Consider the following 15,007-nt stretch of genomic DNA (forward strand, 5'->3'; position numbering starts at 1 on the left):
ACTAATCTAAATACGATCGCTTAAATTCGCTAAGAACAATAGCTGTTGCAGTAGCCACATTTAAACTTTCCGTTTTTTGAATTTGTCCAAATTGCGGTATTGCTAATTTTTGACTTACTAAATTTTCGATAGTAGCAGAAATCCCACTAGCTTCATTACCCATAACTATAACTCCTTTTTCTGGCAGTTTTACCGAAAATATATTTTCGCCTCCCATAAAAGTTCCAAACACCTTTGAGTTTGAACTCTCCTCTTCTATATATTGCTGAAGATTTGTATATACAATATTGATCCTTGTTATTGACCCCATAGTAGCTTGAATCACTTTTGGATTATAACAATCTACAGTTTGCAACGAACATACTAGCTCTTCAACACCAAACCAATCACACAAACGAATTATTGTTCCTAAATTGCCTGGATCCCTGATATCATCTAATGCCAGCACCAAACCATCGCCGCGTATTTCATCTTGTACAGGAATATAAAATACCGCCAATGCGACCTGAGGAGTGGTTAAAAAACTAATTTGTTTTAGTTCATCTTCAGTAATCTTATGTTCTAATGCTTCAGAAACATCAAAAAGATTATCCTGCAACGTGAAAAGTGAATGAAGCTTTATATTTGCTTCTAACAACTCTTTTATTACCTTTTTTCCTTCTGCAACAAATAACCCATGTTGTTTTCGGTATTTTTTTTGATATAAACTTTTTATTAGTTTCTTTTGATTTTTGCTAACCATCCAAATAATGTATTTTTGAATCAATAATAAACACGGATTGAAACAATTTCTCACAAAAATATTATTTATTACCCTAACCACAATCTTTTTAATTTCGTGTAACGCAGTTAAGAGAGTTCCGGAAAACGATTATTTACTGGAAAATCATAAAATTTTTATCGATAGTGTAAAAACTAATAAACCAAAATTATACAATCAATTATACCAAAAACCCAATACTAAACTACTGGGCATACCTATTAGACTTCATATTTATAATGCTGCGAGTGTAAACCAGGACTCTTTATATCAAGATTGGTTAACAAGAAAACCTAATCGAGAAAAAAGAATGATAAATTTCTTCTCTAAAAAGCAAGTAGATAGATTAGGAGTTGGATTATCAGGTATAAATGACTGGCTAAAAAAAACAGGTGAAGCACCAACAATTATAGACGAATCTAAAACAAAACGTGCTGTAAAAAGACTACAATCGTATTATTGGAATAATGGATGGTTCAATAATAAGGTTGATTACAAAATAAATAGAAAAGAGGACAAAAAGGCTACAATAGACTATTACATAAGACCAAACTCACCCTACTTTATAGATTCATTACACACCAGAATAGAGTCCATGGTAGCCGATTCTATCTATCAGCTCAATACTGAAAAATCTGCCATTATCTCTGGAAAACAATATAAGACATTGGATATAGAGACCGAAAGAGAACGACTAACCACCTTATATAGAAATTCTGGATTATTCCATTTTGAAAAAGAGTATATAAAGTTTGATGCCGACACTATAAATACGGGGCACAAAGTAAACCTAAACCTTTTAATAAAAAATAGGTCTGTAGCTTTTGGTGATTCTACAGCTAGAATTCCGTTCAAAGTACATAAAATTAGCAAGGTCAATGTTTTTACAGATTACTCGTATCAAAACAGAAATAAAAAACCAACAGATAGCATGTTTTATAGAGGATATAATATTTATGGTTTTGACGAGATACAATTTACCAGAAAAGCGATTACCAACTCTATTTTGATAAATCCAGGTGAAATATACAGGGACAGCGACAAAATATTTACATACAATCAAATAAATAACCTTAGAACATTCAAGTACCCAAACATACAATATGATATTGACCCCAATGACCCCTCTGGAGAAAATTTAATTGCAAACATCTTACTTACTCCCAGAAAAAAATATAGTGTTAATACCGAATTTGATGTCTCTACTTCAAGTATACAGGCATTTGGCGTAGGTTTTGGTGGATCTCTTTTAATTCGAAATGTCTTTAAAGGTGCTGAGATCTTAGAAATTTCTGCTCGAGGTAGTATTGGATCCTCTAGTGATGCAGTTGATGGTGGTGAAAAATTCTTCAACATTTCTGAAGTTGCTACAGATGTAAAGCTCTCATTTCCAAAAATATTATTTCCGTTTAGAATTAATAAAATTATCCCGAAACGGATGTCCCCAACCACAAACCTTATATTTGGTATGAATGTGCAGCAAAACATTGGACTTGACAAAACCAATGCATCGGGAATTTTTAATTACCGATGGAAACCAAATATTACGGTAACAAATCAATTTGATTTGATCAATGTACAATATGTACGTAACCTGCGCACCAATAATTATTTCAACATTTATGAGACTTCATTTAACGAATTAAATGATATCGCAGTTCGAGTTTTAGAAGCAGACTCTCCTTTATTTAACCCTGATGGCGATACTCCTCAACTTACTATCCCAACCGGTGCGGACCAGTTTATAATTGAATCCTTAGGTGCATCTCCAGATGTAGGGCCAGATCCCGATTTAACCGCAGAAGATTTACAAGAGATTAGAAATATTAATGAAAGAAAAATACGACTTACAGAAGACAACTTAATTTTTGCCTCGAGCTACACCTATACCAAAAACAATAGAGAAAATCTTTATGATGAGGATTTTTCGAGATTTAGAGTTAAAATCGAACTCGCTGGAAATACCTTAAACACTATTGCTAATATTGCTGGTCTAAAGAAAAAATCAAATGATCGTTTTGAAATATTTAATGTAGAATTTTCTCAATATGCAAAAACAGAACTTGATTATATTAAACACTGGGATCTAGGGAGAAAAAACATCATTGCCTTCAGGGCTTTTGGAGGAATTGCCATTCCTTATGGCAATGCAAATAGTATTCCGTTTGCACGTAGTTTCTTTGGGGGGGGACCTAATGACAATAGAGCCTGGCTTGCTTATGACTTAGGCCCAGGAAGCACAGGAGGCAGAAATGAATTTAATGAAGCAAATCTTAAAATAGCACTCAATGCCGAATATCGTTACAATATTTTAGGATCTCTAAAGGGAGCTTTATTTATTGATGCTGGAAATATTTGGAATATCCTTGATAATGTAGAGGAAGAAGAAGCAGTATTTTCAAGATTAGACGATATCCAGGAAATTGCTGTAGGTAGTGGTTTTGGGTTTAGATATGATTTTGATTTTTTTGTGATACGACTAGATATAGGATTCAAAACATTTAATCCCGCAAGTGATAGAGATCAAAGATGGTTCAAAGGCTATAATTTTTCTGAAGCTGTCTATAATTTTGGAATCAACTACCCTTTCTAATATATATACCGCACGATTACAATTCTTATCAAGCCTCTCAATCTTCAGTTTTTAACGTAAACTTTTTTATCTATTCACACTAATAATTTTATATTAGCCGCAGAATCGTAAAAAAACTATGTCAACAGGTATTTTTTAAGCAATTAAAATGATCATGATCAACCATATCAAAGATTACTCTAATACTACTTGTTTCAGTATAATTTTACTATTTTTGTAAGCTTATTAAACCAAAACTAAATTATGAGTCACAACATTAAACCAGGAGTTGCTACAGGAGACGAGGTACAAGCAATTTTTAAATACGCTAAAGAAAAAGCGTTTGCTTTACCTGCAGTTAATGTAATCGGTTCTAACTCTATCAATGGGGTTTTAGAAACTGCCGCAGAATTAAATGCTCCTGTAATCATCCAATTCTCTAATGGAGGAGCACAATTCAATGCCGGAAAAGGCCTATCTAACGAAAATCAGAAATCAGCCATTGCAGGAGCAGTAGCTGGAGCAAAACATGTACATTTACTTGCTGAAGCTTATGGTGTTCCTGTTATTTTGCACACTGACCACTGTGCAAAAAAACTATTGCCTTGGATTGACGGATTATTAGACGCAGGAGAGCAATTTTATAAAGAAACCGGAAAGCCTTTATATAGTTCACATATGATTGATCTATCAGAAGAGCCTCTTGAAGAGAACATAGAAATATGTAAAAACTATTTAGCTCGTATGAGTAAAATGGGAATGACATTAGAAATCGAGCTTGGGATTACTGGTGGTGAAGAAGATGGAGTAGACAACACCGATGTAGACGATTCTAAATTATACACACAACCCGAAGAAGTTGCTTATGCTTATGAAGAATTAAGTAAAGTAAGTGACAAATTTACGGTTGCCGCTGCATTTGGTAATGTACATGGAGTATACAAACCTGGTAATGTAAAGCTAACACCGAAAATCCTTAAGAATTCTCAAGAATTTATTTCAGAAAAATATGGAGTCGAACATAACCACATCGATTTTGTATTTCATGGAGGAAGCGGATCTTCTTTAGAAGAAATTAGAGAAGCAATTGGGTATGGAGTTATTAAAATGAATATCGACACCGATCTTCAGTTTGCTTTCAACGAAGGAATTAGAGATTATATGACCAATAATATCGAGTATTTAAAAACTCAAATTGGCAATCCTGATGGACCAGAGGAACCTAATAAAAAGTATTATGATCCCAGAAAATGGTTACGCGAAGGAGAAGTTACATTCAAAAATCGTCTAAAAAAGGCGTTTGAAGATTTAAATAATGTAAACACATTATAAAGACTGAAAAACCAAGCTGAAACTCTTGATGAGTTTCAGCTTTTTTTAATACAATAAATTTATGGCTTGGTTTAAGAGAACACAAAAAGGTATACAAACTGCTACCGAAGACAAAAAAGATGTCCCTAAAGGACTTTGGTACAAATCACCTACAGGAAAAATTGTTGATGCAGAACAACTTGAAAAAAACTTTTATGTAAGTCCAGAAGATGGATATCATGTAAGAATCGGAAGTAAAGAATATTTCGAAATATTATTTGACGATAACAAGTACAAAGAACTTGATAAAAATCTTAGTTCTAAGGACCCTCTTAAATTTGAAGACAAGAAAAAATATGTTGATCGTCTTAAAGATGCTCAAGAAAAAACAAACTTAAAAGATGCGGTTAGAACTGCTGTTGGAAAATCTGGTGGTAATGACTTAGTGATCGCCTGTATGGACTTTTCTTTTATTGGAGGTTCTATGGGAAGTGTGGTAGGTGAAAAAATTGCCAGAGCCGCAGACTATTCATTAAAAAACAAAGTTCCTTTTATGATTATTTCTAAATCTGGAGGAGCTCGTATGATGGAAGCCGCATTATCATTAATGCAATTAGCTAAAACTTCAGCAAAATTAGCACAATTAGCAGATGCTGGTATCCCATACATTTCCTTATGTACTGATCCTACAACCGGTGGAACTACAGCTTCTTTTGCAATGCTTGGCGATATTAATATTGCAGAACCTGGAGCTTTGATTGGATTTGCAGGACCAAGAGTAGTAAGAGATACTACAGGAAAAGAATTACCAGAAGGTTTCCAAACTTCAGAATTTGTATTAGAACATGGGTTTCTAGATTTCATAACCCCTAGACAACATCTAAAACAAAAAGTAAACCTTTATCTGAATTTGGTTTTAAACAGACCTTTAGCAAATTAAAAAATACATTTATAATAAGTAAAACCCGACATATGTCGGGTTTTACTTATTATAAAAACATCTTAATAAAAAGAATTTCTTTTTATATACTTTTTAAGATACGAGAAACTATAGTCTAATTTCAATTTCCTCTCCATTCGCATTCGTAAATACAGCCTTATTATCGCAAGCTCCATCACCATAATCCAAGGATCCGCTATAATTTGTTCTTACCAAATCAACAATACCACTTACCAGAAATCTGCAACTTGCCTCTCTACGTAAAGGAGTCGTAATGTTAGTACTATGCGTGTTACCATTAACAAAATTTGTCTCCCAAGCTCCAGTAATCAAGAAAACATTATCTCCCCAATTACCATTAAAAGAGCCCTCGATCCACTCGCGGGTCTTATTTCCTGTTCTTGTAGCTTTAGTACCATCAGCAAAAGTAACTATCAAATCCATATTCATAGTATATTGAGGGTTCCCAGCCTCATTAGCCTTTTGCCTGGTTACTGTTTTATTTCCCTCTAACTGAATATCATCAATAAAGAAATCTTCCAGGCTATAATTGATAACTAAAAGTTCTGTATCAATAACTGCCTCATAAGCCATTTGAACCTTACCTTTAATGATACGCCCTCGAACTTCGCACCCTTCGGTTCCAAAATCTACCAGAATCGTTTTAGAATTACCTGTGATTTCTATGGTGACCACTACACATTCCGGCAAAAAAGGATGAATAGGGCTTTTTGCCATGCTTTCTTCCGCCTCGTACACTTGTAAAAAGGTATCGCTAATCACCTCAGTAGTATTATCGACTTTTGCTGTAAGCTCAGCTTCTTCAGAATTCAGAGATTCAATAACCTCAGTACTAGAATCATCATTGCTACAACTAATCAAAATCATTGACAAAAATGCAATCAAACCAAACTTTAAAATGCTGTTTTTCATAATATTTAATTTTAACGTTACTATTCTAAGACCAGCTATTTTTAGAAAGGTTTAATTGAAAGATGATTTTTTTTAATAAAAAGCATTTCTAATTCAAAAAGTACTATATTTGCACGCTGATAGCAAAGAGCTATTGTATACATAAAAATCATTTAAATAATATTGGAATGTATTTAACAAAAGAAATTAAAGAAGAAATCTTCGCAAAACACGGTAAAGGAAAGAATGACAGTGGTTCTGCAGAAGGTCAAATTGCATTATTTACGCACAGAATTACACATTTAACAGAGCACTTAAAAAATAATCGTAAAGATTTTAATACTGAGCGTTCTCTGGTAAAGTTAGTGGGTAAGCGTAGAGATTTACTTGACTATCTTAAGAAAAAAGATATCATGAGATATCGTGCAATTGTAAAAGAATTAGGATTGAGAAAATAATAAAAGAGAGGCTGCGCGCCTCTTTTTTTATTATACTATATAGTTAAAACGAAAACATTCAGTACTAAAAAGTATGAATGAATGCCTTAGTTTTTCATTGGTCGCGCAATTTACTACAACAACAACACAACCTTGTCCATCCGAGTAAGATGGAAACCAATGTTTAATTAAGCCTAAGATTGCTCCATAGTAATGTTTTATGGTAGCACAAATAGGCATGAATCAAAAAAATATGATTCCACAAGTGTATAGAGAGGTTATCGACTTAGGTGATGGAAGACAAATCACCCTCGAGACCGGAAAACTAGCAAAACAAGCCCACGGGTCTGTTGTTGTTCAAATGGGTAAAGCAATGTTATTATGTACTGTAGTATCCTCTTATGATGCAGGTACTGTTGACTTTTTACCATTAACTGTAGATTATCGCGAAAAATTTGCGGCTGCAGGACGTTACCCAGGAGGTTTCTTTAAAAGAGAAGCAAGACCAAGTACCGAAGAAATTCTTACCATGAGATTAGTAGACAGAGTATTACGTCCACTATTCCCTAAAGATTATCACTCAGAGACTCAGGTGATGATCCAATTAATGTCTCATGATGATGATGTAATGCCAGATGCATTAGCAGGTTTAGCGGCGTCTGCGGCTATTCAATTATCAGATATCCCTTTTGAAACTCCTATCTCTGAAGTAAGAGTTGCACGCGTTGATGGTAAATTTATTATCAACCCAAGCCGTGCTCAGTTAGCCGAAGCAGATATTGATATGATGGTTGGAGCTTCTGCAGATTCTGTTGCCATGGTAGAAGGTGAAATGGATGAAGTTTCTGAAGAAGAAATGACTGAAGCTATCAAATTTGCACACGAAGCTATTAAAGTACAATGCGAAGCACAAGTTAGATTAGCCGAAGCTTTTGGAAAAAAGGAAACTCGTGAATACGAAGAAGAAAAAGAAGATGAAGAATTAGCTAAAAAAATATATGATGCTGCTTATCAAAAGTGTTATGATATTGCTAAGCAAGGATCTTCTAAAAAAGAACGTGGTTTAGCTTTTTCTGAAGTGAAAGACGAAATAAAAGCTATGTTCACCGAAGAAGAATTAGAAGAAATCGGTGATTTAGTTTCTAAATATTTTAGCAAAACTCATAAAGAAGCAGTTAGAAATTTAACCCTTGATGAAGGTATTAGATTAGACGGTAGACAAACTACAGATATCAGACCTATCTGGTGTGAGGTAGATTATTTACCTTCTACTCACGGATCTTCAATCTTTACTCGTGGTGAAACTCAAGCATTAGCTACAGTAACTTTAGGAACTTCTAGAGAAGCCAATGTAATTGATCTACCAACACAACAAGGTGAAGAAACGTTCTATTTACACTACAACTTCCCTCCTTTCTCAACTGGAGAAGCAAGACCATTACGTGGTACTTCTCGTAGAGAGGTTGGACATGGTAACTTGGCACAAAGAGCATTGAAAGGCATGATCCCTGAAGATTGCCCATATACTGTTCGTGTTGTTTCTGAAGTTTTAGAATCAAACGGTTCTTCTTCTATGGCTACGGTATGTTCTGGAACGATGGCACTTATGGATGCCGGTATAGAGCTTAAAAAGCCTGTTTCAGGAATTGCAATGGGACTGATCTCTGATGGTGATCGATATGCCGTATTATCTGATATTTTAGGAGATGAGGATCATCTTGGTGATATGGATTTTAAAGTAACCGGTACTGCAGATGGTATTACTGCTTGTCAAATGGATATTAAGATCAAAGGACTTTCTTATGAGATCCTGGTAAAAGCTCTTAAACAAGCACGTGATGGACGTTTACATATCCTTGAAAAATTAACAGATACGATAGCTACACCTAACGAAACTGTTAAAGCTCACGCTCCAAAAATGGTTAAGATTACGATTCCAGAAGCATATATTGGTGCTGTAATAGGGCCTGGAGGTAAAGTTATTCAGGAAATGCAAAAAGAAAGTGGTACTACAATTGTGATTGAAGAAGACGGTGATAAAGGAATTGTAGAAATTCTTGGAGTAGATCAAGAAGCAATTGATGGTGTAATCAAGAAAATCGAATCTATCACCTTCAAACCAGAAGTTGGAAGCGTATACGAAGTAAAAGTAGTTAAGATTTTAGATTTTGGTGCTGTAGTAGAATATGTAGAAGCACCAGGAAACGAAGTTCTTCTTCATATCTCAGAACTTGCTTGGGAACGTACAAATAATGTTACCGATGTCGTAAATATTGGAGACAATATTGATGTTAAGTATTTTGGTATTGACCCAAAGACCAGAAAAGAAAAGGTTTCAAGAAAGGCATTACTAAAACGCCCACCAAGACCAGAAGGTGATAAACCTAAAGGAGATAGAAAACCGCATAGAGACAAAAAAGAAAATTAATTTCTTTTTTTGAGATTCATAAAAAAACACCTTTAGTATTTAAATACTAAAGGTGTTTTTCATTTAAAGAACATACAAAAAGCTATTCACCATAAAACACTAAACTACGTTCTTCAAATTGTTAAAAAGTGTGAAAAAAATATCTCCAAATATTTCAAAAAGCTAGTGTTAGTAATAGGTAAGTATGTACGACTAATACGAAAGAAAAAGATTTATATCAAAAAAGAAACTTTTTTGTAACATTTTCATAACATATTACGTATAACATATAAAGGCCCTAAAATATTCACAAATAAAATTTCAAGGAGAACATAGATGAGACAACTTAAAATTACGAAGCAGGTAACAAATCGTGAAACTGCATCGCTGGACAAATATTTGCAGGAAATTGGTAAAGTAGATCTTATTACTGCAGATGAAGAAGTAGAATTAGCTCAACGTATTAAGGCTGGTGATGAAAGAGCCCTTGAAAAATTAACAAAAGCTAACCTTAGATTCGTAGTATCTGTGGCTAAGCAATATCAAAACCAAGGACTTACACTTCCAGATTTAATAAACGAAGGTAATTTGGGATTGATTAAAGCTGCTAAGCGTTTTGACGAAACACGTGGTTTTAAATTTATCTCTTATGCAGTATGGTGGATTCGTCAATCTATTTTACAGGCTTTGGCAGAACAATCGCGTATTGTACGTCTACCTTTAAATAAAATTGGTTCTATAAACAAAATCAATAAAACCTATGCATTCTTAGAGCAATCACATGAGCGCCCACCAAGTGCTGAAGAGATTGCAAAAGAATTAGATATGACAATCAATGATGTTAAAGAGTCTATGAAAAACTCTGGACGTCATGTAAGTATGGACGCTCCTCTTGTAGAAGGTGAAGATTCTAATTTATACGATGTATTAAACTCTGGAGAATCTCCAAATCCAGATCGATCTTTATTACACGAATCTTTACGCACAGAAATAGAACGTGCTTTAGAAACACTTACACCAAGAGAAGCTGATGTAATCAGATTATATTTTGGTCTTGGAGATCAACACCCAATGACCTTAGAAGAAATTGGAGAAACATTTGACCTAACACGTGAGCGTGTACGTCAAATCAAAGAAAAAGCAATTCGAAGATTAAAACATACATCTAGAAGTAAAATATTGAAGACATATTTAGGATAAATTCCTAAATTGCAGTTACAAACAGTTTTATAACATAACTGTTCGTTTTTTGATTGATGAATGACCTCCGGCTGATTACCGGAGGTTTTTTCTTGCTCCTAATAGTATCAATTATCACAAAACCATTAACGCATTGCTAAAAAATAAGTTATTACGGTTGTTTTGTTATCAAAAACACAATAAACTAGCAAAAACATTATAAAATTCATATCTTCCCATATCTCTTACCCCTAATAATTTGCTTATGAGATATACTATAAGTTATGTAAGCACTTCGAATCCGAATGTATCAGACATTGATATTACACAACTCATGGATTATGTTAAAACCCAAAATTGTTTATTGAATATTACGGGAATACTAATCTATTCAGATGGTAATTTTTTACAAGTTTTAGAAGGCGCAAAAGAAGTTATTACGACACTATTTGAAAAAATAAAAAAAGACCCCAGGCATTATAATATTATTAAAATGTTAGATAAAGAGATTAGTGATACCTCTTTTTCTGATTATCATTCTTCTTTTACTGTTATCTCTGATCACGATGGACCTATTGAACTTCAAAAGTTTTTAAAAAAAGAAAAGTTAAGTAATCCTGAACACTTCAAAAGTATTCAATATTTGATTCAAAAATTTATGAAGCTCTTATAGCAAAATATTCAAAACTTAAATAGTACTTTTGTTTGAAAATAATACACATAATTTTATGGCTTCAAAACGTATAGCACCCTCAGTATTAGCAGCAGATTTTGCGAACCTACAAAGAGACGTAGAAATGATCAATACCAGTGATGCTGATTGGTTTCATATTGATATTATGGATGGTGTTTTTGTACCCAATATTTCTTTTGGGATGCCTGTTTTAAGAGATATTGTTAAACATGCCAAAAAGACTATAGATGTTCACTTAATGATTGTTGATCCTGATCGATATATCAAGACGTTTGCAGCATTAGGAAGTAACATCTTAACAGTACACTATGAAGCATGTACTCATCTGCATCGTACATTACAAGCAATAAAGGCAGAAGGTATGAAAGCCGGAGTTGCAATCAATCCACATACTAATGTTAGTTTACTGGAAGATACCATACAGGATATTGATCTAGTTTGTATTATGAGTGTTAATCCTGGTTTTGGAGGACAATCCTTTATTGAAAACACCTACGAAAAAGTAAAACAGCTCAAAAAAATCATTGATCTCAAAGGTGCTAATACCCTAATTGAAATTGATGGTGGTGTTACTGATAAAAACGCCAAACAACTCATTGATGCTGGTGCAGACGTTCTAGTTGCTGGAAGTTTTGTCTTTAAAAGCGAAAATCCGATCAAAACCATCGAACAATTAAAGGAAGTTGCCAATATGTAGATAGCATAAAAAATGGAACAGAACCTAACACCATCTTTTGATACCTGGACATCCATGTTCTTATTGGTAAGTTCATTAGGATTCTTTCTAAGCATTATTTTAAGTATCAATAAAAATGGAAGAGCAAACAACCTACCCATTATTTTATTGATATCGGGGTTTTCTTTTATACTAGTTCAATATGTTTTTTTCTGGACAAAATATGAGTCCCTATATCCATATGTTTACTTTTTTGATTCAAGTTGGTACCTGGCATTCGGACCATTACTTTATAGCTATATCATAAGATTTTATCGCGAATCTTTTAGAATTAAATGGTATCATTTTTTACCGGCGATGATCTCATTCTTATTAAATGGCTATTATCTAATCATGTCAAATGGGTTTCAAAATCTTGACCAATACAGAGGTGATATCCTATTTTCTATTTTTTGGCCATTAAGATCGCCCTGGCTTCCTGCCCTATCTCTTATCATCTATGTAATTACTATAAGAGACTTTATTTCTTTTTATAAAAACGACAAAAGCTCTCAATACGAAGTCTTAAGAAAAAAATGGTCTCACCTCTTACTTAATTTATTTTCGGTCTTTATAATTTCTTATATCAGCTATTACGTTCTGGTAAAGTTTTCATTTTTTAATGTCGGCTGGGATTATACCATTTCTTTTTCTATGACCATTTCTATATATGCCATAGGATATATGGTTTATAAAGAACCTTCTATATTTAATGGAGAACTATTATCGAATTTATTTTTAAAGGAAACCATAAATGGTGAATTAACCGGAACAACCAAAGATGAGTTTTATGACAAACTTCTTAGCTATATAACACAAAACAAACCCTACCTAGATAACAACTTAAGATTGGTACAATTGGCAGATAAAATTGGGTTTTCAACGCATACCCTTTCTAAACTTATTAATGAAAAAGCCAGGAAAAATTTTAACCAATTCATTAATGAGTATAGACTGGAAGAAGCTAGGAAATTACTTTTAGAAGATTCAGAAAGTAGTATCAAAACCATATATTTTGATGTAGGTTTTAATAATAAAGCAACATTTAATACTGCATTTAAAAATAAATATAATTGTACTCCCTCAGAATACAAGAAAAAATATCTTGAAGTCCAAGATAAATAAGTAAAAAATTATAATTCTAAACCAGTTCTCCCTAGCTTTTAGTGAAATTTATTCTTATAAATCTTAAAATCCAGGCTTATGAGAACTATAACTCTATGCATTTGTTTCTGTATCTCTTTTACAGTTTTTTCACAAAAATTCACTTTAATTACTGACACGAACAACCCTGTTGTTTCTGAACCAACCATAGGCGGTACTTATTTTGGAACTGCATGGACCGACATCGATAATGACGATAAACTTGACTTGTTTTATGGAGGTGCAATTTATAGAAATCTTGGAAATGGAAATTTTGAAGTAGCCGAAGGTGGAGCAGCTATTCCAATTGCAACTGCGCTTGTAGGAGTTAGCTGGGCCGATTATGAAAATGACGGCGATTTAGATTTACTATATTCAAGGTTTTCTCTACCAGGTATATTACAGACACGTATTTATACTAATACAGGTGGAGGAAAATTTGTTGAAACCAATACAATATTAAACACAATTAGTTCAGGAACATGGAGCGCCCAATGGTGTGATTACAACAATGATAGTTATGTTGATTTCATTCTTACGTTTGCCGATGGTTTCTTAAACCCTTTAAGTTTTCCTAATCGATTGTATCGAGGTAATTCTGACGGTACATTTACTGAAGTGACCGAACCTTACGAATTTCTAACAGACAAAGAAGCATATACTGTATCCAGCTGGACCGATTATGATGAAGATGGAGATACTGATTTGTTTATTGCAAGTGGCCCTGCCGCTGGTCCAGCTGGTATTAAACAAGATTTCTTGTTTAAAAACCTACAAGTTGAAACTGGAAATGAAGGTTTTCAGAAATTAACCAGCGCTGATTTGGCCTTTGCTGAAGATCCACAAGATGGACAAAATTATAATGTAATTGATTACGACAATGATGGTGATCTTGATGTTTGTTTGACTAACTATTCTGGTATTGAAAACAAATTTTATGTAAACAATTCAGGAAACTACGTAAGTACTGAAACTCCTTTTACCACGACTAATACTCAAAATTTATCAAACGTTTGGGGCGACTTTGACAATGACGGGGATTTGGATGTAATCATTACAGCCTCAAGTGCAACAGGAAGTGGTTATTTTATTAATAATGGAGATGGCACTTTTACCGAAAGTGGTTCAAATCTAATCAATTCTAGTACCGGAGGAAATTCTACGGGTGCAGCAGCAGCTGACTATGATAACGATGGTGATTTAGACTTTTTTGTTGTAGGAGGAGGTTTAAAAGCTCTTTTTAGAAATGATCTGGCCGTAAAAAATAATTTTGTAAACTTTAAGCTTATAGGTAATCCCTCAAATAAAGCCGGATTAGGGGCTAGACTAGAAGCAACCATAAGAATTAAAGGCAAAGTAGTAACCCTCAAAAGAGAAATCTCCGCTTCAAACACATTTATGGGACATAACAGTTTAAGAGCACATTTTGGTCTTAACAAAGCTCCTAAAATAGATAAACTAGCCATTTATTGGCCTTCAGGAAATATAGACACGTATAAAAACCTGAGGGCAAACCGGTTTTATACTCTTGAAGAAGGCAAAAAAAAGCCAGTATCCCCTCCAATTAAGGACAAGAAAGACAAAAGGGTTGAAGTAATTGTATACCCTAATCCTTCAAAAAACATTGTAAAAGTAAACATCCATAATTCAACATCAAAAAACGCAATTACAGTTGGTATTAAGAATGTAAGTGGGCTCTTGATTTCAGAATCTACGTTTAATTCTGATCAAGAGATAGAACTCGATACATCTTCATTATCTAAAGGAAATTATTTTTTAAACGTAGCCATAGATGGAAAAAGGATTGTAAAAAAGTTAGTGATTCAATAAGCTGTTCCTATTTTTCATCTAATAGGCAAGTTTCAACATGAAGCTTGCCTTTTTTAGTACCCTAAACTCAAAAATTAGTAGTTTTATAAATCAATTAAGGTTCGTTC

The 15,007-nt window shown here is 33.6% G+C and carries 12 protein-coding genes; 10 read left to right on the forward strand and 2 right to left on the reverse strand.

The window, feature by feature from the left end:
- Nucleotide 1 precedes the first annotated feature (1 nt).
- Nucleotides 2–742 (reverse strand): TrmH family RNA methyltransferase, encoded by a 741-nt coding sequence (locus tag JJQ60_RS07760; protein WP_201918388.1) that lies wholly within the window; start codon nt 740–742, stop codon nt 2–4.
- Between the two features lie 37 nt (nt 743–779).
- On the opposite strand from JJQ60_RS07760, the gene tamL reads away from it, so the two are divergent.
- The 3 genes from tamL to accD all read left to right on the forward strand — a co-directional run bounded on the left by tamL (nt 780) and on the right by accD (nt 5,583).
- Nucleotides 780–3,353, forward strand: coding sequence for a translocation and assembly module lipoprotein TamL (gene tamL / locus JJQ60_RS07765; RefSeq protein WP_201918390.1), 2,574 nt, complete (start codon nt 780–782; stop codon nt 3,351–3,353).
- Nucleotides 3,354–3,596: 243 nt separating this feature from the next.
- On the forward strand, nt 3,597–4,664 hold the full coding sequence (gene fbaA, locus JJQ60_RS07770) for a class II fructose-bisphosphate aldolase (protein WP_201918392.1): 1,068 nt from the start codon (nt 3,597–3,599) through the stop codon (nt 4,662–4,664).
- A 61-nt stretch (nt 4,665–4,725) separates the two neighbouring features.
- Complete coding sequence (gene accD, locus JJQ60_RS07775; RefSeq protein WP_201918394.1) at nt 4,726–5,583, forward strand: acetyl-CoA carboxylase, carboxyltransferase subunit beta; 858 nt, start codon at nt 4,726–4,728, stop codon at nt 5,581–5,583.
- 108 nt (nt 5,584–5,691) lie between these two features.
- Here accD and JJQ60_RS07780 read toward each other — a convergent pair whose 3' ends face one another.
- Complete coding sequence (locus JJQ60_RS07780) at nt 5,692–6,516, reverse strand: hypothetical protein (RefSeq protein ID WP_201918396.1); 825 nt, start codon at nt 6,514–6,516, stop codon at nt 5,692–5,694.
- A gap of 167 nt (nt 6,517–6,683) precedes the next feature.
- On the opposite strand from JJQ60_RS07780, the gene rpsO reads away from it, so the two are divergent.
- The 7 genes from rpsO (at nt 6,684) to JJQ60_RS07815 (ending at nt 14,900) form a co-directional block, all read left to right on the forward strand.
- Nucleotides 6,684–6,953, forward strand: coding sequence for a 30S ribosomal protein S15 (rpsO, locus tag JJQ60_RS07785; RefSeq protein ID WP_201918398.1), 270 nt, complete (start codon nt 6,684–6,686; stop codon nt 6,951–6,953).
- A gap of 232 nt (nt 6,954–7,185) precedes the next feature.
- Complete coding sequence (locus JJQ60_RS07790; RefSeq protein ID WP_201919678.1) at nt 7,186–9,360, forward strand: polyribonucleotide nucleotidyltransferase; 2,175 nt, start codon at nt 7,186–7,188, stop codon at nt 9,358–9,360.
- Nucleotides 9,361–9,675: 315 nt separating this feature from the next.
- On the forward strand, nt 9,676–10,539 hold the full coding sequence (locus JJQ60_RS07795; protein ID WP_027395748.1) for a sigma-70 family RNA polymerase sigma factor: 864 nt from the start codon (nt 9,676–9,678) through the stop codon (nt 10,537–10,539).
- A gap of 244 nt (nt 10,540–10,783) precedes the next feature.
- The gene (locus JJQ60_RS07800) at nt 10,784–11,191 is read left to right on the forward strand and encodes a BLUF domain-containing protein (protein WP_201918401.1); all 408 of its coding nucleotides are present in this window, start codon (nt 10,784–10,786) and stop codon (nt 11,189–11,191) included.
- 55 nt (nt 11,192–11,246) lie between these two features.
- On the forward strand, nt 11,247–11,909 hold the full coding sequence (gene rpe, locus JJQ60_RS07805; protein WP_201918403.1) for a ribulose-phosphate 3-epimerase: 663 nt from the start codon (nt 11,247–11,249) through the stop codon (nt 11,907–11,909).
- A gap of 12 nt (nt 11,910–11,921) precedes the next feature.
- A complete protein-coding gene (locus JJQ60_RS07810; protein WP_201918405.1) occupies nt 11,922–13,052 on the forward strand; it encodes a helix-turn-helix domain-containing protein in 1,131 nt (376 codons plus the stop codon).
- A gap of 78 nt (nt 13,053–13,130) precedes the next feature.
- On the forward strand, nt 13,131–14,900 hold the full coding sequence (locus tag JJQ60_RS07815) for an FG-GAP-like repeat-containing protein (protein ID WP_201918407.1): 1,770 nt from the start codon (nt 13,131–13,133) through the stop codon (nt 14,898–14,900).
- Nucleotides 14,901–15,007: the final 107 nt, after the last annotated feature.

Source organism: Aquimarina mytili, assembly GCF_016735115.1.
GTDB lineage: Bacteria > Bacteroidota > Bacteroidia > Flavobacteriales > Flavobacteriaceae > Aquimarina > Aquimarina mytili.